Source organism: Microbacterium sp. AC026, from assembly GCF_979258475.1.
The window spans coordinates 3392857-3418231 of the sequence record NZ_OZ409857.1 but is presented as its reverse complement, the minus strand read 5'-3'; the positions used below and the strand labels follow the sequence as shown (position 1 = coordinate 3418231).

23 protein-coding genes and 2 pseudogenes are annotated in these 25375 nt (G+C 67.4%); 14 read left to right on the top strand and 11 right to left on the bottom strand.

The annotated features are described in order from the left end of the window. Positions 1-33: 33 nt before the first annotated feature. From ACZZ93_RS17325 to ACZZ93_RS17295, 7 genes and pseudogenes are all read right to left on the bottom strand, one after another. Positions 34-1325, bottom strand: a pseudogene (locus tag ACZZ93_RS17325) (thymidine phosphorylase). After that, positions 1322-1720, bottom strand: a complete 399-nt coding sequence (locus ACZZ93_RS17320) for a cytidine deaminase (protein ID WP_042536471.1) — start codon at positions 1718-1720, stop codon at positions 1322-1324. Before ACZZ93_RS17320 ends, ACZZ93_RS17325 begins: the two are co-directional and overlap by 4 nt. A gap of 7 nt (positions 1721-1727) precedes the next feature. Further along, positions 1728-3014: an ABC transporter permease gene (locus ACZZ93_RS17315; protein WP_056280054.1), complete on the bottom strand. Its 1287-nt coding sequence runs from the start codon at positions 3012-3014 to the stop codon at positions 1728-1730. Further along, entirely contained in the window at positions 3011-4330 is a 1320-nt protein-coding gene (locus ACZZ93_RS17310) for an ABC transporter permease (protein ID WP_463511640.1), read from the bottom strand. Before ACZZ93_RS17310 ends, ACZZ93_RS17315 begins: the two co-directional genes overlap by 4 nt. Next, complete coding sequence (locus ACZZ93_RS17305; RefSeq protein ID WP_053097019.1) at positions 4327-5841, bottom strand: ABC transporter ATP-binding protein; 1515 nt, start codon at positions 5839-5841, stop codon at positions 4327-4329. The genes ACZZ93_RS17310 and ACZZ93_RS17305 overlap by 4 nt, the downstream gene beginning before the upstream one ends. 161 nt (positions 5842-6002) lie before the next feature. Beyond that, positions 6003-7115, bottom strand: a complete 1113-nt coding sequence (locus tag ACZZ93_RS17300; protein ID WP_053097021.1) for a BMP family lipoprotein — start codon at positions 7113-7115, stop codon at positions 6003-6005. A 147-nt stretch (positions 7116-7262) separates the two neighbouring features. Beyond that, a complete protein-coding gene (locus ACZZ93_RS17295; protein WP_463511639.1) occupies positions 7263-8378 on the bottom strand; it encodes a mannose-1-phosphate guanylyltransferase in 1116 nt (371 codons plus the stop codon). A 179-nt stretch (positions 8379-8557) separates the two neighbouring features. Between ACZZ93_RS17295 and sdhC the strand changes: the two genes are divergently transcribed. The 9 genes from sdhC to ACZZ93_RS17250 all read left to right on the top strand — a co-directional run bounded on the left by sdhC (position 8558) and on the right by ACZZ93_RS17250 (position 15999). Beyond that, positions 8558-8992 carry a succinate dehydrogenase, cytochrome b556 subunit gene (gene sdhC, locus ACZZ93_RS17290; RefSeq protein WP_463511638.1) on the top strand — a complete coding sequence of 145 codons (435 nt, stop codon included), beginning with the start codon at positions 8558-8560 and terminating at the stop codon, positions 8990-8992. Further along, positions 8992-9435, top strand: a complete 444-nt coding sequence (locus ACZZ93_RS17285) for a succinate dehydrogenase hydrophobic membrane anchor subunit (protein WP_053097025.1) — start codon at positions 8992-8994, stop codon at positions 9433-9435. The genes sdhC and ACZZ93_RS17285 overlap by 1 nt, the downstream gene beginning before the upstream one ends. A gap of 19 nt (positions 9436-9454) precedes the next feature. Next, positions 9455-11281 (top strand): succinate dehydrogenase flavoprotein subunit, encoded by a 1827-nt coding sequence (sdhA, locus tag ACZZ93_RS17280; RefSeq protein WP_053097027.1) that lies wholly within the window; start codon positions 9455-9457, stop codon positions 11279-11281. 2 nt (positions 11282-11283) lie between these two features. Beyond that, positions 11284-12051, top strand: a complete 768-nt coding sequence (locus ACZZ93_RS17275) for a succinate dehydrogenase iron-sulfur subunit (protein WP_053097029.1) — start codon at positions 11284-11286, stop codon at positions 12049-12051. A 77-nt stretch (positions 12052-12128) separates the two neighbouring features. After that, on the top strand, positions 12129-12605 hold the full coding sequence (locus tag ACZZ93_RS17270) for a YhjD/YihY/BrkB family envelope integrity protein (RefSeq protein WP_463511637.1): 477 nt from the start codon (positions 12129-12131) through the stop codon (positions 12603-12605). Beyond that, entirely contained in the window at positions 12602-13330 is a 729-nt protein-coding gene (locus ACZZ93_RS17265) for a YihY/virulence factor BrkB family protein (protein ID WP_463511636.1), read from the top strand. Before ACZZ93_RS17270 ends, ACZZ93_RS17265 begins: the two co-directional genes overlap by 4 nt. A gap of 9 nt (positions 13331-13339) precedes the next feature. Then, on the top strand, positions 13340-14182 hold the full coding sequence (locus tag ACZZ93_RS17260; RefSeq protein WP_053097033.1) for an exodeoxyribonuclease III: 843 nt from the start codon (positions 13340-13342) through the stop codon (positions 14180-14182). A gap of 77 nt (positions 14183-14259) precedes the next feature. Further along, a complete protein-coding gene (gene trpS, locus ACZZ93_RS17255; protein WP_072591541.1) occupies positions 14260-15264 on the top strand; it encodes a tryptophan--tRNA ligase in 1005 nt (334 codons plus the stop codon). 24 nt (positions 15265-15288) lie between these two features. Further along, on the top strand, positions 15289-15999 hold the full coding sequence (locus ACZZ93_RS17250) for a hypothetical protein (RefSeq protein ID WP_463511635.1): 711 nt from the start codon (positions 15289-15291) through the stop codon (positions 15997-15999). A 35-nt stretch (positions 16000-16034) separates the two neighbouring features. Here the strand turns inward: ACZZ93_RS17250 and pth are convergent, their stop codons facing one another. Both pth and ACZZ93_RS17240 read right to left on the bottom strand, forming a co-directional pair. Further along, positions 16035-16616: an aminoacyl-tRNA hydrolase gene (pth, locus tag ACZZ93_RS17245; RefSeq protein ID WP_053097037.1), complete on the bottom strand. Its 582-nt coding sequence runs from the start codon at positions 16614-16616 to the stop codon at positions 16035-16037. A gap of 120 nt (positions 16617-16736) precedes the next feature. Next, entirely contained in the window at positions 16737-17345 is a 609-nt protein-coding gene (locus tag ACZZ93_RS17240) for a 50S ribosomal protein L25/general stress protein Ctc (RefSeq protein ID WP_053097039.1), read from the bottom strand. 222 nt (positions 17346-17567) lie between these two features. On the opposite strand from ACZZ93_RS17240, the gene ACZZ93_RS17235 reads away from it, so the two are divergent. Further along, positions 17568-17693 carry a hypothetical protein gene (locus ACZZ93_RS17235; RefSeq protein ID WP_256381367.1) on the top strand — a complete coding sequence of 42 codons (126 nt, stop codon included), beginning with the start codon at positions 17568-17570 and terminating at the stop codon, positions 17691-17693. A 97-nt stretch (positions 17694-17790) separates the two neighbouring features. Continuing rightward, complete coding sequence (gndA, locus tag ACZZ93_RS17230) at positions 17791-19239, top strand: NADP-dependent phosphogluconate dehydrogenase (protein WP_463511634.1); 1449 nt, start codon at positions 17791-17793, stop codon at positions 19237-19239. A 56-nt stretch (positions 19240-19295) separates the two neighbouring features. Here the strand turns inward: gndA and ACZZ93_RS17225 are convergent, their stop codons facing one another. Both ACZZ93_RS17225 and ACZZ93_RS17220 read right to left on the bottom strand, forming a co-directional pair. Beyond that, complete coding sequence (locus ACZZ93_RS17225) at positions 19296-20021, bottom strand: ABC transporter ATP-binding protein (protein WP_463511633.1); 726 nt, start codon at positions 20019-20021, stop codon at positions 19296-19298. Between the two features lie 40 nt (positions 20022-20061). Further along, positions 20062-21534, bottom strand: a complete 1473-nt coding sequence (locus ACZZ93_RS17220; RefSeq protein ID WP_463511632.1) for an ABC transporter permease — start codon at positions 21532-21534, stop codon at positions 20062-20064. A gap of 163 nt (positions 21535-21697) precedes the next feature. Here ACZZ93_RS17220 and ACZZ93_RS17215 point away from each other — a divergent pair. The 3 genes and pseudogenes from ACZZ93_RS17215 to ACZZ93_RS17205 all read left to right on the top strand — a co-directional run bounded on the left by ACZZ93_RS17215 (position 21698) and on the right by ACZZ93_RS17205 (position 25214). Further along, a pseudogene (locus ACZZ93_RS17215) lies at positions 21698-22425 on the top strand (response regulator transcription factor). A gap of 26 nt (positions 22426-22451) precedes the next feature. Next, the gene (locus tag ACZZ93_RS17210; protein WP_463511631.1) at positions 22452-23921 is read left to right on the top strand and encodes a sensor histidine kinase; all 1470 of its coding nucleotides are present in this window, start codon (positions 22452-22454) and stop codon (positions 23919-23921) included. Positions 23922-24851: 930 nt separating this feature from the next. Then, complete coding sequence (locus tag ACZZ93_RS17205; protein WP_463511766.1) at positions 24852-25214, top strand: endonuclease domain-containing protein; 363 nt, start codon at positions 24852-24854, stop codon at positions 25212-25214. Positions 25215-25375 lie beyond the last annotated feature (161 nt).

The window sequence follows — 25375 nt, the reverse complement described above, 5'->3', positions numbered from 1 at the left end:
GGATTCGCTCTGTTCAGGCTAGCGGTCGGCGGATCAGGCCGTGATGCGCTCCCGCACGATCGGCCCTGCGGCCGGAGCCTCGTCGCCGATCGCCCAGGACCCCTCGAGCGCCTCGAGAGCGCGGGGGAACCGAGCCTCGTCGGCTGCCGAGAGCGTGAACAAGGGCTGTCCGGCCGCTACTCGATCACCGGGCTTGGCGTGCAGGTCGATCCCGGCCTCGAAGATCACCGGGTCCTCAGCGCGCGCGCGCCCGCACCGAGACGCCACGCCGCGATGCCGAACGGCAGCGCGTCCATCTGCGACACCACGCCGTCGCGGGGAGCCGTGACCACATGGGTCTCGCGGGCCGTGGGCAGCGGTGCGTCGGGGTCGCCGCCCTGAGCGCGGATCATGGCCTTCCACCCGTCCATCGCGCGTCCGTCGTCGAGAGCGGCCTCCACGTCGGCATCCGGCTGTCCTGCGAGCGAGAGCATCTCGCGCGCCAGGGCGATCGTCAGTTCGCGGACGTCGGCGGGTCCTCCTCCGGCGAGCACCTCGACGGACTCGCGGACCTCGTTCGCGTTGCCGATCGCGCGACCGAGCGGCACGTTCATGTCCGTGAGGAGGGCGGTGGTGGCGACGCCGGAGTCCGTGCCGAGTGCGACCATGGTGCGCGCGAGCTCGCGTGCCCGGTCGATGTCCTGCATGAACGCACCGGAGCCGAACTTCACGTCGAGCACGAGAGCGTCGGTGCCCTCGGCGATCTTCTTCGACATGATGCTCGAGGCGATCAGCGGGATCGCCTCGACGGTGCCGGTGACGTCGCGCAGCGCGTAGAGCTTCTTGTCGGCGGGCGCGAGGCCTGAGCCTGCCGCGCAGATCACGGCGCCCACATCGCCCTGCATCTGGGCGAACATCTCCTCGTTGCTGAGCGCGGCGCGCCAGCCGGGGATCGACTCGAGCTTGTCGAGCGTTCCGCCGGTGTGGCCGAGACCGCGACCGGAGAGCTGCGGGACCGCCACCCCGAAGACCGCGACGAGCGGAGCGAGCGGAAGAGTGATCTTGTCGCCGACGCCGCCCGTGGAGTGCTTGTCGACCGTCTTCTTGCCGAGGGTCGCGAAGCTCATTCGCTCCCCCGACGCGATCATCGCGTCGGTCAGCACGCGGATCTCGTCGCGCTCCATGCCGCGTTGGAAGATCGCCATCGCGAACGACGCCATCTGCGCGTCCGAGACGTAGCCGCGGGTGTAGGCGTCGACCATCCAGCGCAGCGCCTTCTCGGGCACCGCACCGCCGTCGCGCTTGGCACGGATCACATCGACGGCGTCGAAGGGCTCAACGCTCATCGGGCGTCCTCCAGGTCTCGGGGGCCGAAGGCGTCCGGCAGTACTTCGTCGATGGTCCGGATGCCGGAGACGGTCTCCAGCAGCATTCCGGGCATCGCGTGTTCGTAGAGCAGCTGACGGCAACGGCCGCACGGCATGATGGTCTGCCCGTCGTTGTTGACGCACACGAAGGCGACGAGCTGGCCGCCGCCCGACATGTGCAGGTCGCCCACCAGCGCGCACTCGGCGCACAGCGTCACCCCGTACGAGGCGTTCTCGACGTTGCAGCCGGCCACGATGCGGCCGTCGCCGACGAGCGCGGCGGCTCCGACGCGGTAGCGGGAGTACGGCGCATAGGCCTTGGTCATGGCGTCGGTCGCGACCTGACGGAGCTCGTCCCAGTCGATGTCTGTCATGTCTCTCCTAGGACTTGATGTACGGCTTGCCGCTGGCTGCCGGACCGCGGATCTGACCGGCGAAGCCGGCGACCGCGAGCAGCGTCACGACATACGGGAGCATCAGCATGAACTCGCCGGGGATGGGGGTCTTGAGGATCGACAGCAGGTTCTGCAGGTTCGTGGCGAAGCCGAACAGCAGCGCCGCGAGCGTCGCGCGGATCGGATCCCACCGGCCGAAGATCACCGCGGCGAGGGCGATGAAGCCGAGGCCGGCGGTCATGTCCTTGCCGAACTGCGGCACCGAGACCAGCGTGAAGTACGCTCCACCGATTCCGGCGATCGCGCCCGCGAGCAGCACATTCCAGAACCGGGTCGCATTGACCTTGATGCCGACCGTGTCTGCGGCCTGCGGGTGCTCGCCGACCGCACGGACGCGGAGTCCCCACTTCGTGCGGTAGAGCCCCCAGGCGACGATCGCGACGGTGATGAACATCAGGTACACGATGAAGGTCTGGTTGAAGAGCACCGGGCCGATGATGGGGATGTCGCTCAGCAGCGGGATCTCGATGCGGCTGAAGCGCACCGGCGTATTGAGGGCGGCCTCGTTCGGCGCGAGCAGTGCGCCGTAGAGGAATCCGGTGAGGCCGCTGACGAGCACGTTGAGCACGACACCGACGATGACCTGCTCGACGAGGTACTTGATCGCGAATGCGGCCAGCACCGCGGCGACGAGCACGCCGCCCAGCATCGCTCCGAGGAGTCCGACGAACGGGCTGCCCGTGACGCTCGAGAGCAGAGCGGCCGCGAACGCTCCGAGCAGGAGCTGACCCTCGATCGCGACGTTGACCACACCCGCGCGCTCGCCGATGACGCCGCCGAGCGCGCCGAACACGAGCGGGACGGAGAGCGAGACGGCTCCGAAGAGCAGGCTGCTGACGGGCACGAGTCCACCCGCGCCCGCCCACACGAGGAACCCGAAGACGGCGAGCACGCTGAACGCGATCACCAGCCAGATCGACGGCTTGCGATACGACCATGCCCGAAGGAACGCGAGCACCGACAGCAGCGCGAGGATCACGATCACGACCCAGCTGGTCGGCCCGGTCGGCAGAGCGATATCGGGCAGTGCGAACGGCGACGACGGGTCGTTCAGCCGGAAGCTGCTGGTGCCGCTGCGAGGCACGAGCAGGAAGAGGAGCGCCAGCAGCACCGTGGCTGCGGCGAGGACGATCGGCGCCTTCAGGTGCCGCTCGCGCACGGTGGCGAGCTGCACGGTTCCGTCGGCGGCTTCGCTCTGGACGAGGGAGGTCATGCGGTCACCGCCTTCTTCGCGGCTTTGGCTCTCGCCTTGGCCGCCTTCTCCGCGTCGGTCTTGGGAAGGAAGAACACCGTGCGCAGCAGCGGCGGCGCGGCGATGAACAGCACGACGAGCGACTGCACGACGAGCACGATGTCGACCGGGATGTCCTGAGCCTGCATCGAGAACGAGCCTGCCTTCAGTGCGCCGAACAGGATGCCGGCCGCGAACGTACCCCAGGCGCGACTGCGGCCGAGCAGTGCGACCGTGATGGCGTCGAAGCCGATGCCGGCGTCGATCGTCTCGGTGATGCCGGTCGTGACGGCGCCCTGCACCTGGTTCATGCCCGCGAGACCGGCGAGACCACCCGCGAGGAGCATGGCGTAGACGTAGACGCGCTGGACGCTGATGCCTGCCGCACGCGCGGCGTGCGGGTTCTCGCCCACGGCGCGCATCCGCATGCCGAGGGAGGAGCGCTCGATCAGCCACCAGACGAACAGGGTCGCGATGATGACGATCACGAATCCGAGGTCGAGCAGAGGGAACTGCGGGCCGAGGAGCGAGGGGAACTGCGCGCTCTCAGGAGTGGCATAGCCGAGCGCCTGGTTCGTTCCGGGCTTCTGGAGCAGTCCGGGGGTGCGGATCATCCACAGCAGCAGGTAGTACGCCACATAGTTGAGCATGATCGTGAGGATGACCTCGTGGGCGCCCGTGCGTGCCTTCAGCAGACCGGCGATCGCCCCCCACAGCGCACCACCGGCGATGCCGGCGATCAGCGTCACGGGGATGTGCAGCCAGAACGGCAGGTCGAGCTGGAACGTGAGGAGTCCTGCCGCGGCGACGCCGATCAGCATCTGGCCGCGGGCACCGATGTTGAACAGACCGACGCGGAACGCGAGGGCGACACCGAGACCGGCGGCGATCAGCGGCGCGGCGAATCCGAGAGTATTGGTCAGCGGACGGATCTGAGCGGCGAAGTCCGCACCTCGTGCGTTGAAGATCGCTCCGCGGAACAGCGCCTCATAGCCGTTGTAGACGGCGTTCCATGCGGCGGCGATCGTGTCGGTCGGACGCGAGAAGAAGTACCCGGAGGCCTCGATCACGTCTTCGTTGGTGAAGGCGACGAGGATGCCGCCGACCACCAGCGCGAGGAAGATCGCGAGGATCGTCGTGACGGCGCTGCCGCGGAGCATCTCCTTGAGGATCACGTTGCCGCGCGGCGGCGGCGGGACGTCACCCGTGTCGCGCTGCGTCGTGGTCGTGTTCAGCGAGAGCTGGTCGCCGGACACGTCGCCCGCCGGTCCACTCCCCTGTGGCGTGATACCGCTCATGCGGCCACCTCTCCCTCGGCGGCGCCCGCCATCATCAGTCCCAGCGTCTCGCGCGGGGTGTCGCCGGGAACGATCCCGACGATGGTGCCTCTGTACATGACCGCGATGCGGTCGGCGAGAGCCGCGACCTCATCGAGCTCGGTCGAGACGACGACCACGGGGATCCCCGCATCCCTGGTCTCGATGATCCGCTTGTGGATGAACTCGATGGAGCCGACATCGACTCCGCGGGTCGGCTGCGCAGCCACGAGCAGCTTCAGCTCGCGACTCATCTCGCGGGCGATCACGACCTTCTGCTGGTTTCCGCCCGAGAGCGTGCCGGCCGGCGTGTGCGGTCCCTGGGTCCGGATGTCGTACTCGCTGATCCGCGCGCGGGCGAAGTCGTCGAGCGCGGCACGGCGGATGGTCCCACCACGGCTGAAGTCGGCGTCGCCCGTGCGGTCGAGGATCAGGTTCTCCGCCACCGAGAACCCGGCCACGAGCCCGTCCTCCGTGCGGTCCTCCGGAACGAAGCCGACACCGGCGTCGAGGATGCCCCGTACGCTCTTGCCGACCAGTTCCGCGCCGCCGAGGGTGATCGATCCCTCGACCCTCGCCGCGAGGCCGACGATGGCCTCGACCAGCTCGGTCTGACCGTTGCCCTGCACGCCGGCGACGGCGAGCACCTCGCCGGGTCGCACGGAGAAGTCGACGCCGTCGACGACGATCGCTCCCGCGGCGGTGAGCACCCGGAGCCCCGAGACCTCGAGGCCGCCTTCGCCGAGCCGCGGCGGATCCTTGTGCACCGTCAGCTCGACGGCGCGTCCGACCATGAGGGAGGCGAGCTCCGCGTTGGTCGCGGACGGCGACGCCTCGCCGACGATCTTGCCGAGGCGGACGATCGTGATGGTGTCGGCGACCTCGCGCACCTCGCGGAGCTTGTGGGTGATGAAGACGATGGCCGTGCCCTCGTCGCGGAGCTGACGCATGATGCCCATCAGCTCGTCGGTCTCCTGCGGCGTGAGCACGGCGGTGGGCTCGTCGAAGACCAGGACCTTCGCGTCGCGCGAGAGCGCCTTGATGATCTCGACCCGCTGCTGCACGCCGACGGGCAGATCGCCCACGATCGCGTCGGGGTCGATGTCGAAGCCGAAGCGGGCAGCGACGGCGCGGACGTGCTCACGCGCCTTCGTGATGTCGAGGGTGCCGAGTCCCTTGGTCTGCTCGTGGCCGAGCATCACGTTCTCGGCGACCGTGAAGACGGGGACGAGCATGAAGTGCTGGTGCACCATTCCGATGCCGGCGTTCATGGCGTCGCCGGGGCCCCGGAACCGCTGGACGACGTCGTCCAGGAGGATCTCGCCCTCGTCGGCCTGATAGAGGCCGTAGAGCACGTTCATCAGGGTGGACTTGCCTGCGCCGTTCTCACCGAGCAGCGCATGGATCTGACCCGGTTCGACCACCAGGTCGATGTGGTCGTTGGCCACCAGGGTTCCGAACCGCTTGGTGATACCGCGAAGTTCGAGCTTCATATCTGCACCTTATCCAGAAGTGTCATCCAGAGGAGTCCGAAGAATCTCCGGCGCATCGCACGGGGATCACCCGGATGCACCGTGAACAGTCGTCATGGTCCGTCCACGGCGCGGGGCGAGTGGCCACGTGCACCACTCGCCCCGCGCTGGAACTCGATGAATTACGGGGAGTTCGGGGACTCCACCGTGATGTCGCCGGCGATGATCTGCTCCTGCAGAGCCGAGATCTCGTCGAGCAGTCCGTCGGGCAGGTCACCCTCGAAGGAACCGAAGCCCGAGAGCTTCACACCCTCGTTCTCGAGCGTGCCGACGTAGGGAGCCGGGTCGAAGTCGCCCTCGGACGCGGCGATCGTCGCATCCTCGACCGCGACGTCGATGGCCTTCATGATCGAGAAGAGGGTGACGTCCGCCACGCTCTCATCGGCGACGGCGAGGTCGCTGTCGACACCGACGAGGAGCGTGTCCTTGCCGCTGTCCGCGATAGCGGCCGCAGCGCTCTGGTAGATCGGTCCGCCGACGGGAAGGATGACGTCGACGCCCTGGTCGAGCACGCCCTGAGCGGTCTGCTTGGCCGTGTCGTTGGCGTCGAAGCCACCGGTGAACGAGCCCTTCTGCGTGGCGGTGTCCCAGCCGAAGACCTCGACGGCGCCCGACTTGTCCTCGTTGTACTTCTCGACACCGAGCTGGAAGCCGTCCATGAACACGGCGACCGAGGGGATCTGCATTCCGCCGAAGGTGCCGACCTTGTTCACGCCGGACTCAGCCGACCAGCCGGCAGCGGCGTATCCGCCGAGGTAGGCGGCCTGAGCGGTGTCGAAGACGAGGGGCTTGATGTTCGGGGCATCGGTGGTGCCGTCGAAGTCGTTGTCCGCGTAGTCGTCGATGATCGCGTAGTTGATCTCGGGGTTCGCCAGCGCCGACTCGACGGTCGCGGCCGACAGCTTGAAGCCGACGGCGACGATGAGCGAGCAGCCTTCCGAGACGGCGGTCTCGAGGTTGGGCGCGTAGTCGTTGTCGTTGGCCGACTCGAACTCGAGCGGCTTGACGCCGAGCTCGTCAGCGGCACGGTCCATGCCCTCCTTGGCGGACTGGTTGAACGACTTGTCGTTCCAGCCGCCCGCGTCCGAGACGAGGCAGGGAAGGAAGTCGGACTCAGCCTCGCCGCCGCCGGTGCCGCCCGATTCGGTCGGAGCCTGGCCGCAGCCGGCGAGTGCGAAGACGACGCCAGCGGCGATGGTTGCGCCGAGCAGCTTCTTGGTGGTGGAGATGGTCAACTCATGCCTCCTGAACGGTGCCGCGGCCCTCGCGGATCGCTCAAAGTTACCTAGTGTTTCGACTTTTGTGCACGTGCGAGGGCGAGGCGCTGACGAATGGTTACAAACCTGAAACCAAGACAGCCGATGAGCGGCGACCCCTGCTCATCAGAGCACGTCGCCCCGTCCGGTCAGCTTCAGGGACTCCACCACGCCCTTCACGCGCTGCGCGTGCTGCACCGTCGTCACGAGCAGAGCGTCCGGTGTGTCGACCACGACGATGTCCTGCACGCCCACGAGGCTGATCACCCTCGATGTCTGACTGACCAGGATGCCGCTGGCCGCGTCGGAGAGCACCCTGGCGTTCGGGCCGAGCACGGCCAGATCGTTCTTGCGCCCGTTCGTGATGAGCTTGGTGAGGGAGGCGAAGTCCCCGACGTCGTCCCAGTCGAAGTGTCCAGGTACGACTGCGAGGCGTCCGCGACGTGCCGCCGGCTCGGCCACCGCATAGTCGATCGCGATCTTCTTCAGTCCCGGCCAGATGCGATCGACCGCAGACCCCCGACGATCGCGATCATCCCAGGCTTCGGCGAGTTCGATCAGGCCGGCGTGGAGTTCCGGCTCGTTGGCCGCGAGTTCGTCGAGGAGGACGCTCGCCTTCGCGATGAACATGCCCGCGTTCCAGAGGTAGCCGCGATCCGCGATGTACGCCTGAGCCGTGGCGAGGTCGGGCTTCTCCACGAAGCTCTCGACGAGGGCTGCCTCGCGCGCGCCGTCGATGACCAGCTCCGGCCCCTTCTTGATGTAGCCGAAGCCGACGGCCGGCTCGGTCGGCGAGATGCCGATCGTGCAGATGTACCCCTCGCGCGCGACCTCCACGGCGTCGCGCACGGCGAACTCGAACACCCGCGTGCCGCGGATCACATGGTCGGCGCTGAAGGATCCGATGATGACGTCGGGATCACGGCGGTGCAGGATCGCCGCGGCGAGGCCGATCGCAGCGGCGGACTCCCGCGGCTCGGACTCGAGGAAGACGTTCAGATCCGGTATTCCGGGCAGTTCGGCCTCTACCGCCGCCCGGTGAGCCCGGCCGGTGACGACGGCGATGCGATCGGCGCCGGCCAGTGGCTCGAGCCGGTCCCAGGTGTCCCGGAGCAGCGAGTGCCCCGAGCCGGTCAGGTCGTGCAGGAATTTCGGCGCGTCCGCGCGGGACAGAGGCCACAGCCTGCTGCCGATGCCGCCGGCGGGAATGACGGCGTAGAAGTCCTCGATAGGTTCGCTCACAGAGTCAGGGTATCCCGACGAAACCTCTCGACATCGAGACACTTAGGCTCGCCTTCGTCGCCCGCACCCGTCACACGGGAATAGGATGGTGTCCGATCGGCCGTGCCTGACGACAGCAGGCTCACGCTTGGAAGACGCATCGCACGCGACCGAGTCACATCGATCCAGGGAGGACGACCGTGTCCACAAGCGCTCGCTTGACACCGTCGATTTCGGAAACCACTTCCAAGACGCCGCGCGGCACCCTCTACCGGGGTCGCGAGGGCATGTGGTCGTGGGTGCTTCACCGCATCACCGGAGTCGCCATCTTCTTCTTCCTGTTGGTGCATGTGCTCGACACTGCACTCATCAGGGTGTCGCCCGAGGCCTACAACGCGGTCATCGGAACCTACAAGAACCCGATCATGGCCCTCGGCGAGGTCGTGCTGGTCGCAGGCATCGTGTTCCACGCGATGAACGGCCTCCGCATCATCGCCGTCGACTTCTGGTCGAAGGGCGCGAAGTACCAGCGTCAGCTGTTCTGGGGCGTGATCCTCGTCTGGGGCATCATCATGGCCGGCTTCGTGCCGCGTCACCTGATGCTCGCGTTCGCCGGCTTCGGAGGAGGACACTGATGGCCGCTCAGACCGTCGCCGCGCCCATCCGCCGTCAGCGCGGCTTCAACCTCGAGAAGTGGGGCTGGGTGTTCATGCGCGCCTCGGGCGTCGTGCTCGTCGTGCTGATCTTCGGCCACCTCTTCATCAACCTGATGGTCGGCGAGGGCATCCATGCCCTCGACTTCGCGTTCATCGCGGGCAAGTTCGCCACGCCGTTCTGGCAGTGGTGGGACGTCCTGATGCTGTGGCTGGCACTGATCCACGGCGCCAACGGCATGCGCACGATCGTCAACGACTACGTGACGAACAACACCGCTCGCAAGGCGCTGACCTGGGCCCTCGGCCTGGCCGCGGCGCTGCTCATCATCCTCGGCACCCTGGTCGTCTTCACCTTCGACCCGTGCCTCGGCGTGACCGAGTCGAGCACACTGTGGGAACAGTGCCAGACGCTGGGCAAGTAGAAGAGAAGGCATACGAGAAGTGACTACCGAGACCCAGGATTCCGTCGTGCGCGACGGCGTGCATTACCACCAGTTCGACATCGTCATCGTGGGCGCCGGCGGCGCCGGCATGCGAGCGGCCATCGAGGCCGGCTCCGGCGCGAAGACCGCGGTCATCTCCAAGCTCTACCCCACTCGCTCGCACACGGGTGCGGCGCAGGGCGGCATGGCGGCGGCGCTGGCCAACGTCGAGGAGGACAGCTGGGAGTGGCACACCTTCGACACGGTCAAGGGCGGCGACTACCTCGTCGACCAGGATGCGGCGGAGATCCTCGCCAAGGAGGCGATCGACGCGGTCATCGACCTCGAGAACATGGGTCTCCCCTTCAACCGCACGCCCGAGGGCAAGATCGATCAGCGTCGATTCGGCGGCCACACCGCCGAGCACGGCAAGACCCCGGTGCGCCGGGCGTGCTACGCCGCTGACCGCACCGGCCACATGATCCTGCAGACGCTCTTCCAGAACTGCGTCAAGCTCGGCATCAACTTCTTCAACGAGTTCTACGTGCTCGATCTGCTCACGGTGAAGGATGCCGACGGCAAGACCCAGGTCTCAGGCGTCGTCGCCTACGACCTCTCGACGGGCGAGCTGCACGTGTTCCAGGCCAAGGCCGTGATCTTCGCGACCGGCGGCTTCGGCAAGATCTTCAAGACGACCTCCAACGCCCACACCCTGACGGGTGACGGAGTCGGCATCGTCTGGCGCAAGGGCCTCCCCCTCGAGGACCTCGAGTTCTTCCAGTTCCACCCGACAGGTCTCGCCGGCCTCGGCATCCTCCTCACCGAGGGAGCGCGAGGCGAGGGCGCGATCCTGCGCAACGCATCGGGCGAGCGCTTCATGGAGCGCTACGCTCCGACCATCAAGGACCTCGCGCCTCGTGACATCGTCGCGCGCTGCATGGTCCAGGAGGTCGCGGAGGGCCGCGGTGCCGGCCCGCACAAGGACTACGTGCTGCTCGACTGCACCCACCTCGGCGCAGAGGTCCTCGAGACCAAACTGCCCGACATCACCGAGTTCGCACGCACGTACCTCGGCGTCGACCCGGTCGTGGAGCCGGTTCCGGTCATGCCGACCGCGCACTACGCGATGGGCGGCATCCCCACCAACAACGCCGCCGAGGTGCTCGCCGACAACACCACCGTCGTGCCCGGCCTCTACGCGGCCGGCGAATGCGCGTGCGTCTCGGTGCACGGCGCCAACCGGCTCGGAACCAACTCGCTGCTCGACATCAACGTGTTCGGCAAGCGCGCAGGACGCAACGCGGTGGAGTACGTCAAGACCGCCGAGTTCGTGCCGCTGCCCGAGAACCCCGCAGCATTCGTCTCCGACATGCTCGAGGGCCTGCGCAACAACCAGGGAACCGAGCGCATCGCCGTCCTGCGCAAGGCGCTCCAGGACGAGATGGACAAGGGCGCGCAGGTGTTCCGCACGCACGACTCGCTCGAGCACGTCCTCGGCGTGATCGCCGAGCTGCGCGATCGCTACAAGAACGTGCACGTCGACGACAAGGGCAAGCGGTTCAACACCGACCTGCTCGAGGCTGTCGAGCTCGGCTTCCTCCTCGACATCGCGGAGGTCGTCGTCTACGCGGCCCAGAACCGTGAGGAGAGCCGTGGCGGCCACATGCGCGACGACTTCCCCACGCGTGACGACGAGAAGTACATGCAGCACACGATGGCCTACCTGACGGGTGACCCGCACTCCTCCACTCCGAGCGATCACATCAAGCTCGACTGGAAGCCGGTCGTCTTCACGAAGAACGAGCAGGGCGAGTTGAACTACCCGCCGATGGAGAGGAAGTACTGAGCATGTCGAACGCCATCGCCGAAGCTCCCGCGGACACGACGGAGGAGACGGGCATCCAGTCCTTCATCGTCACGTTCAACATCCGCCGGTTCGATCCGGAGATCGACTCCGAGCCGCACTGGGTCGACTACGACGTGGAGCTCTACTCCACGGACCGCGTCCTCGACGCACTGCACAAGATCAAGTGGGAGGTCGACGGGTCGCTGACGTTCCGGCGCTCGTGCGCCCACGGCATCTGCGGCTCCGACGCCATGCGCATCAACGGCCGTAACCGCCTCGCCTGCAAGACGCTGATCAAGGATCTCGACATCTCGAAGCCGATCTACGTCGAGGCGATCAAGGGTCTGCCTCTCGAGAAGGACCTCGTCGTCGACATGGAGCCTTTCTTCGCGTCGTACCGCGAGGTGCAGCCGTTCCTCGTCGCGAACTCGGTGCCCGAAAAGGGCAAGGAGCGCGTCCAGAGCATCGCCGATCGCGAGATCTTCGATGACACCACCAAGTGCATCCTGTGCGCCGCATGCACCTCGTCGTGCCCGGTCTTCTGGACCGACGGACAGTACTTCGGACCGGCGGCGATCGTGAATGCGCATCGGTTCATCTTCGACTCCCGCGACGACAACGCTGCGGTCCGTCTCGACATCCTCAACGACAAGGAGGGCGTCTGGCGCTGCCGCACGACCTTCAACTGCTCCGAGGCGTGCCCCCGCGGCATCGAGGTCACGAAGGCCATCGCCGAGGTCAAGCAGGCGGTCCTGCGCGGTCGTCCCTGACACCGTCGCCGACCTGAGAACGGGCGGGCACCCTGATGGGTGCCCGCCCGTTCTCGTCGCTTGGATAGGGTGAGGACGTGTCCGAACACCACGCCGCCCCCGAGCCCGGTCGCCTGGACGCGGCCGTGGAGAGGGCGACCGCTCTGACCCAGCGCACTCTGGGCCTGTTCCCCGTGCGTGTCTGGCGTCATTTCCTGCAGCACAACGGATTCCTTCTCGCTGCCGGGGTGAGCTATCAGGCCCTCTTCGCGATCTTCGCGGCTGTGTACCTCGCCTTCGCCATCATCGGCATCTGGCTCGGTGGCAGCACGGAGGCGGTCGACGGTCTGATCGTCATCATCAACAGCTACGTTCCCAATCTGATCCTCGATCAGGGCGGGGTGTTCACCCCGGATCAGGTGAAGGAGATCGCCGCGAGCACGGCCAGCCTCCTGGGAGTGACAGGTCTCATCGCCCTCGGCACGGTGATCTGGACCGCGATCGGGTGGGTGACCTTCTCACGTCGCGCCACGAGGGACATCTTCGGCCTCCTCCGGACACTCGCAGTTACGTGATCCTCAAGGCTCGGGATCTTCTCGCCGCGCTGATCTTCGGCGTCTCGCTCATCGTGGGGTCGATCCTCAGCTCCGCCAGTGCGGCGATGCTGAGCTGGCTCCTGAGCCTCCTCGGCTGGGACTCGGGATCCGACGGGCTGAACCTCAGCATCCGCATCGGCACGGTCATCGTGTCGTTCGTCCTGATGTCCGCCGCTCTGGCCGCGATGGTGCGCTTCCTCACGGGGACGACGCTCCATTGGCGCACGATCTGGCCCGGCGCGATCCTCGGCGGCGCCGCGATGACGGTGCTGCAGTACGGTGCAGGGTTCCTCCTGAGCTACACGCCCTCCAACCCGCTTCTGGCCACGTTCGCGATCTTCATCGGCCTGCTGCTGTGGTTCCGGGTGAACGGGGTGGTGATGCTCGTGGCATCGTCATGGATCGCCGTCGCCGCCCAGGACCGGGATCTGCCGCTGCTGGCTCAGTCGGAGGCCGAGCGTCGGATCGTCGAGCATGAGACCCTGCTCATGGCCGCCCGCATCCGCGTCCGCGACGCGCACGCGGCACGCGACACCGCACCCTGGTACGGCGTATGGGGCGCGCGGCGAGCCGTGCATGCGGCGGAGCGGGAACTGGCGGAGCTGGAGGCGTCCGCGCCCCCGCCCGTCGACACCGCGTCGCCACTCGCGCAGCGGCTGCTGGCCGAGCTGCAGCGGACACGCGATGTCGGTGGCGCTCGTTAGGCTGGAACCATGCCTCATCTGCGAATCGCCACGGTCAATGTCAACGGGATCCGAGCGGCGGCTCGCAACGGCATGAGCGCGTGGCTCGACGCGGCAGACGTCGACGTCCTCACTCTGCAGGAGGTCCGCGGCCAGGACGAGCATCTCGAAGCGGCCTTGCCCGGATGGACGTTCGTGCACGACGAGGCGACCGCCAAGGGTCGCGCCGGCGTGGCCATCGCCAGCCGGCTGCCGGCTCTCGCCTCGCGCACCGACTTCGGCGATGCCGACTTCGACTCGAAGGGTCGCTGGATCGAAGCGGACTTCCTCATCGGCGACCGCCCTCTCACGGTCGTGAGCGCTTACGTGCACAGCGGCGAGGCCGACACTCCGAAGCAGGAGGAGAAGTGGAAGTTCCTCGACGCGTTCGGTGCCCGGCTGGCCGAGCTCGGCGCGGACGACGGGGCACTCGCGCTCGTCACCGGGGACCTGAACGTGGGCCACCGCGAACTCGACATCAAGAACTGGCGCGGCAACCGCAAGAAGGCGGGATTCCTGCCCCGTGAGCGGGCGTACTTCGACAGATTCCTCGGAGCGGCGGGTGAGACCGTCGAGGGCGTCGACGGCTCGACCGGCACCGGTCTCGGCTGGGTCGACGTGGGCCGGGTGTTCCACGGCGAGGTCGAGGGGCCGTACACCTGGTGGTCGATGCGCGGGCAGGCGTTCGACAACGATTCCGGGTGGCGCATCGACTACCACCTCGCCACTCCGGCTCTCGCCGAACGGGTCACTGCCTATCACGTCGCCCGCGCGGCCGCCTATGACGAGCGCTGGAGCGACCATGCTCCGGTGGTCGTCGATTACACCTACTGAACAGCAGGCGGCGCCCGGGTTCGGACGGACCCGGTTCGCGCGGTCCGGCACGACCGGCGCCGCCTAGGATTGATGTCGTGACGAAACCTCGCCTTTACTCAGGAATGCAGCCCTCCGCCGACTCGCTTCAGATCGGCAATTACATCGGAGCGCTCCTGCAGTGGCGGGATCTGCAGAGCTCGTACGACGCATACTTCTCCGTCGTCGATCTGCATGCGCTCACCGTCGCACAGGATCCCGCCGAGCTGCGCGAGAAGACCCGCCGCACCGCTGCTCAGTACATCGCCGCCGGCATCGAGCCCTCCCTCTCGACGCTCTACGTGCAGTCTCACGTCCGCGCGCACGCCGAGCTGGCCTGGATCCTGTCGACGATCACCGGTTTCGGAGAAGCCGGTCGCATGACGCAGTTCAAGGACAAGTCAGCGCGCTACGGAGCGGATGCCACCAGCGTCGGTCTCTTCACCTACCCGGTGCTGATGGCAGCTGACATCCTGCTGTATCAGACCGATGTCGTGCCGGTCGGCGACGACCAGAAGCAGCACGTCGAGCTGACCCGCGACCTCGCCGAGCGCTTCAATTCCCGTTTCGGGGACACGTTCGTCGTGCCCCGCCCCGTGATCCAGAAGGACACGGCGCGCATCTACGACCTGCAGAACCCGACGTCGAAGATGTCGAAGTCCGCCGAGAGCGATGCGGGAGTCCTCTGGATGCTCGACGACCCGGCGAAGTCGGCGAAGAAGATCATGCGGGCCGTCACGGACAACGAAGGATCGGTGCGCTTCGACCGCGACACCAAGCCCGGCGTGTCCAACCTGCTGACCATCTACGCCGCGCTGTCGGGACGTCAGGTTCCGGCGATCGAGGATGAGTACGCGGGCCGCGGTTACGGGGACTTCAAGAAGGGACTCGCCGAGGTCGTCGTGAACGAGTTCGAGCCGGTGCGTGCCCGCGCGCTCGAGCTGCTCGACGACCCTGCTGAACTCGATCGGATCCTCGCGCAGAACGCCGCACGTGCGGATGCCGTCGCCGACGCCACTCTCGGAGCGGTCTACGACCGGGTCGGACTGCTTCGTCGCGTCTGACCTGGCCAGCCATAGGATGGGGGCGTGACTGATCCGCAGCAGCCCCCGTCCGGTGCCGTCCCCCCTGTGCCTCCCGCGCCCCGATCGGCCGACGAGCAGCAGCAGTTCGCTCCGCCCGTGCCGCCAGCGCCCGCTGCGTACTCGTCGACTCCCCCGGCGCCGCCCGCATACCAGAGCGCTCCCCCGGCCTATCAGGGTGCTCCGCCCGCATACCAGAGCGCTCCCCCGGCCTATCAGGGCGCTCCGCCCTCGTACCAAGGCGCTCCCGCACCGCAGGCGGCTCCTCCCGGCGCCTATCAGGTTCCGGTCGGAGGCTACGCAGCGCCCGCGGGCGCATACCAGGCACCGGTGATCGCGGAGAAGAAGTCAGGGCTGCTCGGCATCCTGGCTCTGGTCCTGGCGATCGTGGCAGCCGTGGTCACACCGATCGTCGCCGGCATCATGGGCTTCGAGATCGGACGTCGTCTTCCGGGCGGTCTCGACACGACGGCACCGGACTTCCTGTCGATCCTCTCTCCCGCGAGGGACCAAGTCCTGTGGGCGGAGATCTCGTTCTGGACGGGGACCATCCTCGGCATCGCCGCCATCGTCATCGGCATCATCGCCATTCGCAAGAAGCAGGCGCGCGGTGCGGGCATCGCCGGCCTCGTGGTCGCCGTGCTCGGCCCGATCATCTTCTGGGTCGTGCTGCTGGTGACACTGTCGACGGGAACGGCGACCGGCTTCCTGCCGTAGCCGCGGGGCACGCGACGGGTGCACCGCCCCGTCTCTCACCGTGGAGCGTGGTGCTTCTGCTGAGCGGCGAGCAGTCCGTCCTCGACGAGCAGCTCGACCGCGTCCGCCGCGTCGGACACGAGGATGGGCAGGTTCGCGCGCTCGTCCTTGCCGAACGGCGAGAGCACCCAGTCCGCGGGGTCCTGGCGCCCCATCGGTCGACCGATGCCGACCCGCACCCGCGGGAAATCCGGAGTGGTGATGGCACGGGCGATGTCTCGGACGCCGTTGTGCCCGCCGTGGCCTCCGCCGATCTTGAGCTTGACGGTGTCGAACGGGATGTCGAGCTCATCGTGGACGACGATGATCTGCTCCGGCGGCACCGAGTAGAACCGCGCCAGGGCGGCGACCGGCGTCCCGGACACGTTCATGAACGTGTTCGGCTTGGCGAGCACGAGCTTGTCGCCGCCCGGGCGCAGCCAGGTCTCGACGACGCGCGCGCCGCCCTTGTGCTCCCGAAAGTTCTCGCCGCGGCGTGATGCGAGCTCATCGACGACCATCTGGCCGATGTTGTGACGCGTATCCGCGTATCGGGGGCCGGGGTTGCCGAGTCCCACCACGAGCCAGGTGGATGCCATGTGGTCGTCCTCTCGGAATGCGGGCCCTTCGCGGTGCCCGGGTCAGAATACGACAGAGGGGGCGCGATATGCTCGCGCCCCCTCTGTGTTGCAGTCAGCTGTGCGCTGCGCCTGCGGAGATCACTCCGCGGCGGGAGCCTCCTCGGCGGCAGCCTCGTCGGCGCCGGCCTCGTCCTCTTCGAGCGACTCCTCGGCCGGGATCGAGATCGCGACGACGAGAACCTCGGGGTCGGTCAGCAGCGTCGAGCCCTTGGGGAGCTTGACCTCGGCGGCGGTGATGTGCGTGCCGTCCTCGAGACCCTCGACCGAGACCTCGACGTTCTGCGGAAGATGCGTGGCCTCGGCCTCGATCGACAGCGTGTTCGCGTCCTGGTTGACGATCGTTCCGGGAGCCGACTCTCCGGTGACGACGACGGGAACGTCGATCGTGACCTTCTCGCCCTTGCGGACGACGAGCAGGTCGATGTGCTCGATGATCTGGTGCACCGGGTCGCGCTGGACGTCCTTGACGAGAGCGAGCTGGTCCTTGCCGTCGATGTCGAGCTCGAGCAGAGCGTTCGCACGGCGGATGATCAGCGAGACCTGGTGGCCGGGCAGTGCGACGTGCACCGGGTCGGTGCCGTGGCCGTAGATCACGGCGGGGATCTTGCCTGCGGCGCGCAGACGACGGGCGAAGCCCTTGCCGAAGCTCTCGCGGAGCTCGGCCTTGACCTTGGTGTCTTCAGACATGGGGTTCTCCTTCGGGGCACGCAGCGACAGCTACGCGGTGGTCTTGGAATTGTTCTCGAACGCAGACACGTGAGGAAAGCCACCGGCTTGCTTCGCCGCGTCGATAACGGATGCCAGCGCACGCGCAGAAGCATCCCTCGCCGAGGTACTCCTCTCATGGTACCGGATGAGCCGGTAGGCTGAGAACACCGATCCCCTCTCTGCAGAACACGGAGTTCTCTCATGCTCGACGGCGTCTTCTTCTCCCACGCGATCGCCTGGCTCATCGGCGCGATGACCGTGTGCGCCGCAGGCTTCACCTTCGCGGCCCTGTTCTCCCTGGGGCGCTCGGGATACCGCAAGGACTGACCTCCTCGCGTCCGTCACCACCCGTCACACGGGAGCACCACCCCGGACGCCGCGATAATCTGGGAGCATCCCCTTCTTCTCGATCTAGGAGCCATCTGTGCCCGAAGCATCAGCGAACATCGGAGTCGTCGGACTCGCCGTCATGGGTTCGAACCTCGCCCGCAACCTCGCCAGCCGCGAGGGCAACGCGGTGGCGATCTTCAACCGCAGCTACGAGAAGACCGCGACGCTCGTCTCCGATCACCCTGAGGCCGGCTTCATCCCCGCCCAGACCTACCAGGAGTTCGCCGACTCGCTGCAGAAGCCGCGCACCGCGATCATCATGGTCAAGGCCGGCGGCCCGACGGACGCCGTGATCGACTCGCTGGTCGAGGTCTTCGAGCCGGGCGACATCATCGTCGACGGCGGCAACGCGTACTTCCCCGACACGATCCGCCGCGAGAAGGCGGTCCGTGAGACCGGAATCAACTTCGTCGGCGCCGGGATCTCGGGCGGCGAGGAGGGCGCACTCACGGGCCCGTCGATCATGCCCGGCGGCTCGGACGAGTCGTGGATCACCCTCGGCCCGATCCTCAAGTCGATCGCCGCGATCGCCGAAGGCGAGCCGTGCGTCACGCACGTCGGACACGACGGTGCCGGACACTTCGTCAAGATGGTGCACAACGGCATCGAGTACGCCGACATGCAGCTCATCGCCGAGGCCTATGACCTCATCCGCCGCGGCACGGGCAAGTCGCCCGCCGAGATCGCCGAGATCTTCGCCGAATGGAACAAGGGCGAGCTCGAGTCGTACCTGATCGAGATCACCGCAGAGGTGCTGCGCCAGGTAGATGCCGAGACCGGCAAGCCGCTCGTCGACGTCATCCTCGACCAGGCCGGAGCCAAGGGCACCGGAGCGTGGACCGTCCAGACCGCGCTGTCGCTCGGCGTTCCCGTCTCCGGCATCGCCGAGGCCACGTTCGCCCGCTCGCTGTCGTCGCACCCCGAGCAGCGCGAGGTCGCCGGAGCCCTCCCGGGCCCGGACGAGGAGTTCGTCGTCGCAGACGAGGCCGCTTTCATCGAGGACGTCCGTCTCGCGCTCTACGCATCGAAGATCGTCGCGTACTCGCAGGGCTTCGACGAGATCCGCGCGGGCGCTGCCGAATACGGCTGGAACATCGACCTGGGCGCCATCAGCAAGATCTGGCGCGGCGGCTGCATCATCCGTGCGCAGTTCCTCAACCGCATCGCCGACGCATACGCGGCAGAGCCCGGTCTTCCCGTGCTGCTGACGGCTCCGTACTTCACCGAGGCGATCACGCGCGCTCAGGCGCCGTGGCGTCGCGTCGTGGTCGCGGCGGCACAGGCCGGCATCCCGGCTCCGGCGTTCTCGTCGTCACTGTCGTACTACGACGGCATCCGCGCCGACCGCCTCCCCGCAGCCCTCGTGCAGGGCCAGCGCGACTTCTTCGGGGCGCACACCTACAAGCGCATCGACAAGCCGGGCACCTTCCACACGCAGTGGTCGGGCGACCGCACCGAGATCGAAGCCGAAGACACGCACTGAGCGCGTCGCAGACATGACGAAGGCCCCGGCGATTCCGCCGGGGCCTTCGTCATGTCTCACCGGGTGATGTCCTGCACCGTGCCCTTCGCCAGCCGAAGGCGTCTGGTGGCCCGGCGCGCCACCGCCGAGTCGTGAGTGACGACGATCATGGTGATCCCTTCCGCGCACAGCCCCTGGAGCAGCGTGAGGATCTCATCGCGCATGCTCTCGTCGAGGTTGCCTGTGGGCTCGTCCGCGAGCAGCACGCGGGGTCGCTTCACGATCGCCCGCGCGATCGCCACACGCTGCTGCTGACCGCCCGACAGCTCGGTGGGCAGGTGGTCGCCGCGGTCGGCGAGCCCGACGTGAGCGAGAGCCCCGGCGACGCGACCCGTCCGTTCGGTCCGGCTCAGGTCAGTGGGCTCGAGGGCCATGTCCACGTTCTCGGCCGCCGTCAGCGTGGGGATGAGATTGAACCCTTGGAACACGAAGCCGATCTCTTGGGCACGGATGCGGCTGAGCTCCCTCGCGGATGCCGACGCCAGTTCGATGTCACCGAGCTTCAACGAGCCGGAGGAGGGCTTGTCGAGCGCGCCCAGCATCTGCAGGAGAGTCGACTTGCCCCCTCCGGTCGGCCCCTGGATGGTGACGAACTCACCGGGAAGGATCGTGAGGTCGACCCCCGTGAGCGCCTTCACCGTGCGTCCCTTCTGCGTGTACGTGCGAGTGACACCCTGCGCGCGGTACAGCGGCGCCGCGGCATCCGTGCCGCTCGCGGAAGGGGCGATGTCTGCGATGGTCATGTCGTATCTCCTTGTCGTGCGATGGGTGATCGAGCGTCCGTCAGGCGACGGAGCGCAGTGCCTCTGCCGGGCTGAGGCGGGCCGCGCGCCAGCCTCCGAATGCTCCTGCCACGAGACCGCCGAGCACGGCGAGGCCGACCGCGGCGACCAGCACCCACGGTGTGAACGGTGCGTGCAGCACGATGTCGGCCGCCTGTTGCGTCTGGAACATGTCGCCACCTCCGGTGGGCCCGCCGCCCATCCCGCCGGGGCCACCTTCCGCAGTGCTCGCGGCAGCAGCCGCGACGGTCGGCTTCACGAGATCGATCACAACGATGCCGGCGATGCCGAGTGCGAGCCCCACGACGCCACCGATCAGTCCCTGGACCATCGACTCGCCCGCGACCTGGCGCACGACGCGACCGTTCGACCAGCCGATCGCCTTGAGCGTGCCGAACTCGCGGGTGCGGCGCGAGACGCCGGACAGCGTCAGCAGCACCGAGAGCAGCACGGCCACGGCGAGCACGATGATCGACAGCCAGGTGCCGAGGTTCGTGATCAGCGACGTGGCACTGGACAGCGAACCGGAGACGGTGGCGGCGAGCTCGGACTGCGAGGTGATCGTCGCGTCGGGCAGCTCTTCTGCGAGGGCCGCCTGCACCGCGTCGATCGACGATGCGGACTCGGCCTGCACGTACACCGTGGAGACGACGTCTCCGGCGCCGGAGAGATCCTGCGCCGTGTCGAGGGGCAGATAGACGTCGGCAGCGGTGTCGGCGGAGTCCGCGGTGGAAGCCACGATCCCCACGATCTCCACATCGGAGCCTGCGACGTCGATCGTGTCGCCGACGGCGATCTCGTTCGTGGTCGCGTAGGTCGCGTCGACGAGCGCGACGAGTGCCCCGGCGTCATCCGTGTCGAGAGCCCGGCCATCGCTGACCCCGACCGAGGCGAGCGGACCCACTGACGTCACGGCCGGGTCGATGCCGAGCACGGTGAATGAATCGACGCCGAACGAGCCGCCACCCGCGCCACCCGCTCCGCCTTGCGGCGGCGCCTGACCCTCGGTCGGCGCAGTGCTCTCTGTCGTGGCGTCCTGCTCACCGAACCCGCCGCTGGGCAGCTCGCCCGAGAAGGTCGAGTTCGTGAGGCTGAGAGCACCGGATGCCGCCGTCACCCCATCCGTCGAGGTCACCGTGTCGAGCACGGACGCGTCGAGCGTGCCGCGCATGAAGTCCGTCATGAGAGTCGACTGGCTCAGTGTGGTCGTGTCGCCCTCGGTCGCGCCGTCCTCCGAGCCGAAGTCGAAGCGCTGCCCGCCGCCCTCCCCCGGTTCCGCCGCGGCACCGGTGACCGTGAGGTCGGTGCCCACGCCGTACACCGATTCCAGCGCCTGCGCCTGCGCATCCCGAACTCCTGCCGTGAGGGCGTTCACGATGATCACCAGGGCGATCGCGATCGCGAGTCCGATCGCGACGATCATGGTCTGCTTCTTGCGGCCCGCCAACTCGCGCCGTAGATATGTCCCGTACATGTGTCTCCTTCTGCCGCGCCGTTCGCGGGGCCGATGTCGACGCTAAAGACCGGACTTTTGCGATATCGAGGGACCGATGATGAGAAGGCTATGGGTGCTTTCTCACAGGCGACGCATAGCGCACTCCATAGAAACCCCATAGGTGATTCCGCAGAATGTACTCATGAGCACTGATCTTCCCGAATTGCGCCGCCCCGACGGCTCCCCCTGCGCATCCTCGCCGTCGACGACGAGCAGATGCTCACCGACCTGCTCGCGATGGCTCTGCGGATGGAGGGCTGGGAGGTGCGCACGGCGTCGTCCGGCCTCGAAGCTCTGCAGGTCGCGCGCGAGTTCGAACCCGACGCTCTCGTGCTCGACATCATGATGCCCGACCTCGACGGCATGGCCGTGCTGCGGCGCCTCCGCGAGTCGGGCAGCCTCGTGCCCGTACTGTTCCTGACCGCGAAGGATGCCGTGGGCGACCGCGTCGCCGGCCTCACCGCCGGCGGCGACGACTATGTCACCAAGCCGTTCAGTCTCGAAGAGGTCATCGCACGTCTGCGCGCGATCATCCGTCGCACGGGACACGCGACCGCCGACGACGGTCAGTCGATCCTCCGCGTCGCCGACCTCACCCTCAATGAGGACAGCCACGAGGTCATGCGCGATGGCACCGAGATCGAGCTGACCGCGACCGAGTTCGAGCTGCTCCGCTACCTCATGCGCAACGAACGCAGAGTGCTGTCGAAGGCGCAGATCCTCGATCGCGTGTGGAGCTACGACTTCGGCGGCAAGTCCTCGGTCGTCGAGCTGTACATCTCGTACCTCCGCAAGAAGATCGACGCCGGACGCACCCCGCTGCTGCACACCGTGCGCGGTGTCGGCTACATGATCAAGGCACCTCAGTGAGCAGCACGGGGATGGCCAGACGGCCGATGAGTCTGCAGACACGGCTGATGACAGCCGTGATCGGCTTCGTCTCGCTCATCCTCGTGATCGTCGCCGTGATCACCAGTGCGCTGCTCGGCAGCACGCTCGAACGGCAGCTTGAGGATCGCCTGCACAGCTACTCGAATCAGGTGACGCAGTGGGTCAGCCGGGTACCGGCCCAGTTCGCGAACATGGACAACATCCTCGAGATCAACGATGCGCGGGTTCCGGGACTCCTGCTGGCGGTGTCCAGCACCGAGGGTGGCACCAGCGGCGTGCTCTTCCCCGACACCAAGGACGAGTGGGGCGGCGTCCCGCAGAAGTTGACCAGCGCGGACCTCGAACGGATCGACGCGGCACTTGCCGGCCAGCCCAGCGCCACCGTCGCCCTGGACGACTTCGGTTCGTACATGGTCTTCGCGAAGCAGGCGCCCAACGGTGTGAATGTCGTCACCGGTCTCCCCCGCACCGAGATCCAGAATCAACTGGCCACACTGCTCACCGTGATCGCCCTCGCGACGATCGGCGGTCTGATCCTCCTCGCGCTCACGACGGCGATCACGATTCGCGTCGGACTGAGACCGCTGCGTGCGGTCGCCGCGACGGCGACGCGGGTGGCGAACCAGCCCCTCGACCGCGGAGAGGTGCAGATCACCGAGCGGGTGCCTGCCGCGGAGGCCGATCCGCGGACCGAGACGGGTCTCGTCGGCTCCTCCCTCAACAAGCTGCTCGACCATGTCAACGCCTCTCTCGCCTCCCGTCAGAAGAATGAAGAGCGGATGCGTCGGTTCGTCGCCGACGCGAGCCACGAGCTGCGCACACCTCTGTCGTCGATCCGCGGCTACTCCGAGCTCTCTCTGCGTGCGCTGAAGCAGCAGGGCGGAGAGGCGGCCGTCGAGAGCACCACGACGTCGCTCGAGCGCATCCAGGCCCAGTCCCTGCGCATGACGCGCCTGGTGGAGGATCTGCTGCTGCTCGCCCGTCTCGACGAGGGACGGGAACTCGTCTACGGCACCGTCGATCTGACGCAGCTCGCGCTGGAGGGGCTCTCCGACGCGCGCCCGACCGCAGCCGACCACCACTGGAACATCGAGGCGCCGGACGAGCCCATCGTCATCGTCGGCGATGCGGGCCGCATGCACCAGGTCGTCGCGAACCTGCTCGCGAATGCGCGGACGCACACGCCTGCCGGTACGTCGATCACCCTCAGCGTGGCCCGCGAAGGCGACGAGGCCGTGCTGCGCGTGCACGACAACGGCCCGGGCATCGACCCCGGGGTGCGGGACGAGCTCTTCGCACGCTTCGCCCGCGGTGACAGCTCCCGCGCCCGCCAGACCGGCGGCACGGGGCTCGGACTGGCCATCGCGAAGGCGATCGTCGAAGGACACGGCGGTCACCTCACGGTCGACAGCGAGTCCGGAGACACGACCTTCAGCGTGCGGCTCCCGATCAATCCGGCGTCCGCCTCGGACTGACCGCGTCTTCGTCTCCCCTCGGTCCCGCAGAGCCGTCTGCGGGACCGAGGCACTTCTGCAAGGCGAACCGACGACTTCGGTCCTGCAACCGTGCTCTCATCCTGCAGACGGAACACGCCCCTCTCTGCGCCGGCCCTCCCCCAGGACCGGCTGCGGGGCCGCGGCACGCTTGCAGGACGAACCGACGACTTTGATCCTGCAACCGTGCTCTCATCCTGCAGACGGAACACGCTCCCCTCTGCGCCGGCCCTCCCCCGGGCCGCTTGCAGGGCCGCGGCACGTTCGCAGGACGAACCGACGACTTTGATCCTGCAACCGTGCTCTCATCCTGCAGACGGTGAAGCAGACGACCGCACGGACCCACGACTTCTCTTCTGCACAGGTCGGGCTATCAGCCGATACCTTCCACGACCCTCGATTCCGATCCGTCCCCCGCCTCAGAACGGGCAGGATCGATCAGATGCCGACCGCCGCACACGTCCTCTCTCACCTGGGCGATCTGGCCAGGGGTACGACTCTTCGCCAGTTCGGGCTGAGCAGACGGATGCTCTCGTCAGCCGTTCGCGACGGCACGATCACTCGCGTCCGCAACGGCGTGTTCGCGACGCCATCCGCTCCCGCCGACGTTCTCACCGCTGCCGCGCACGGAGGCGCGCTGACCTGCTCTCGTGCACTGCGGCTGCACGGCATCTGGACGCTCGAGGACGATACGAATCCGCATGTCTGGCTCGGCACTCGCGGCCGAAACCACCACATCGCATGCACCTGCACCGGCCATTACTTCGGCGGACGGACGGTTCTCGGCCTCGCTCCCCTCGAGGACGCCCTTGTGCACGTCTATCTCTGCAAGGGCGATGAGTCGTTCTTCGTCTCGATCGAGTCGGCCCTGCAGCTGCGCAAGATCGGAGCGTCAGGCCGCGCCCGCATCCGATCCGCCTCCCGGCGAAGGCTCGGTGGCTGGTCGATCTGGCTCGGACGGATGCCGACAGCGGCCTCGAGTCACTGCTTCGTCTTCGGCTTCACCTGCTCGGGATCCATCTCGAATGTCAGGTCGACATTCCTTCGGTCGGACGCGTGGACTTCGTGCTCCATGAGCTGCTCATCCTCGAAGCCGACGGGGCGGAGAATCACGACAGCGCATCGCACCGCCATCGAGATCTGCTGCGCGATGCGGAGGCATCCAGGCAGGGATATGAGACGTTGCGCTTCGACTACGCGATGATCGTCCACGACTGGCCGGTCGTGGAAGCCGCCATCCTTGCGGCCGTCGATCGCCTTCGCGCACGCATCTGACGTACCGGTTGCAGGACCAAGGCACGAATGCAGGATGGAATCAGGAAAACCACCCCGCAGAACGTGCCTGGGGCCTGCAACCGGAACAGGACAACCCACCCCCGCGATCTACAGAGCGCTTCGGCGAGGCACAGCCTGTACCACTTGCAGGACCGAGGCAC

Coding starts and splice junctions, on each gene's coding strand:
- ACZZ93_RS17320 (WP_042536471.1), bottom strand. CDS start 1,720: ATGACAGACATCGACTGGGACGAGCTCCGTCAGGTCGCGACCGACGCC.
- ACZZ93_RS17315 (WP_056280054.1), bottom strand. CDS start 3,014: ATGACCTCCCTCGTCCAGAGCGAAGCCGCCGACGGAACCGTGCAGCTC.
- ACZZ93_RS17310 (WP_463511640.1), bottom strand. CDS start 4,330: ATGAGCGGTATCACGCCACAGGGGAGTGGACCGGCGGGCGACGTGTCC.
- ACZZ93_RS17305 (WP_053097019.1), bottom strand. CDS start 5,841: ATGAAGCTCGAACTTCGCGGTATCACCAAGCGGTTCGGAACCCTGGTG.
- ACZZ93_RS17285 (WP_053097025.1), top strand. CDS start 8,992: ATGGCCGCTCAGACCGTCGCCGCGCCCATCCGCCGTCAGCGCGGCTTC.
- ACZZ93_RS17275 (WP_053097029.1), top strand. CDS start 11,284: ATGTCGAACGCCATCGCCGAAGCTCCCGCGGACACGACGGAGGAGACG.
- ACZZ93_RS17260 (WP_053097033.1), top strand. CDS start 13,340: ATGCCTCATCTGCGAATCGCCACGGTCAATGTCAACGGGATCCGAGCG.
- pth (WP_053097037.1), bottom strand. CDS start 16,616: ATGGCATCCACCTGGCTCGTGGTGGGACTCGGCAACCCCGGCCCCCGA.
- ACZZ93_RS17240 (WP_053097039.1), bottom strand. CDS start 17,345: ATGTCTGAAGACACCAAGGTCAAGGCCGAGCTCCGCGAGAGCTTCGGC.
- ACZZ93_RS17235 (WP_256381367.1), top strand. CDS start 17,568: ATGCTCGACGGCGTCTTCTTCTCCCACGCGATCGCCTGGCTCATCGGC.
- ACZZ93_RS17225 (WP_463511633.1), bottom strand. CDS start 20,021: ATGACCATCGCAGACATCGCCCCTTCCGCGAGCGGCACGGATGCCGCG.
- ACZZ93_RS17220 (WP_463511632.1), bottom strand. CDS start 21,534: ATGTACGGGACATATCTACGGCGCGAGTTGGCGGGCCGCAAGAAGCAG.
- ACZZ93_RS17210 (WP_463511631.1), top strand. CDS start 22,452: ATGAGTCTGCAGACACGGCTGATGACAGCCGTGATCGGCTTCGTCTCG.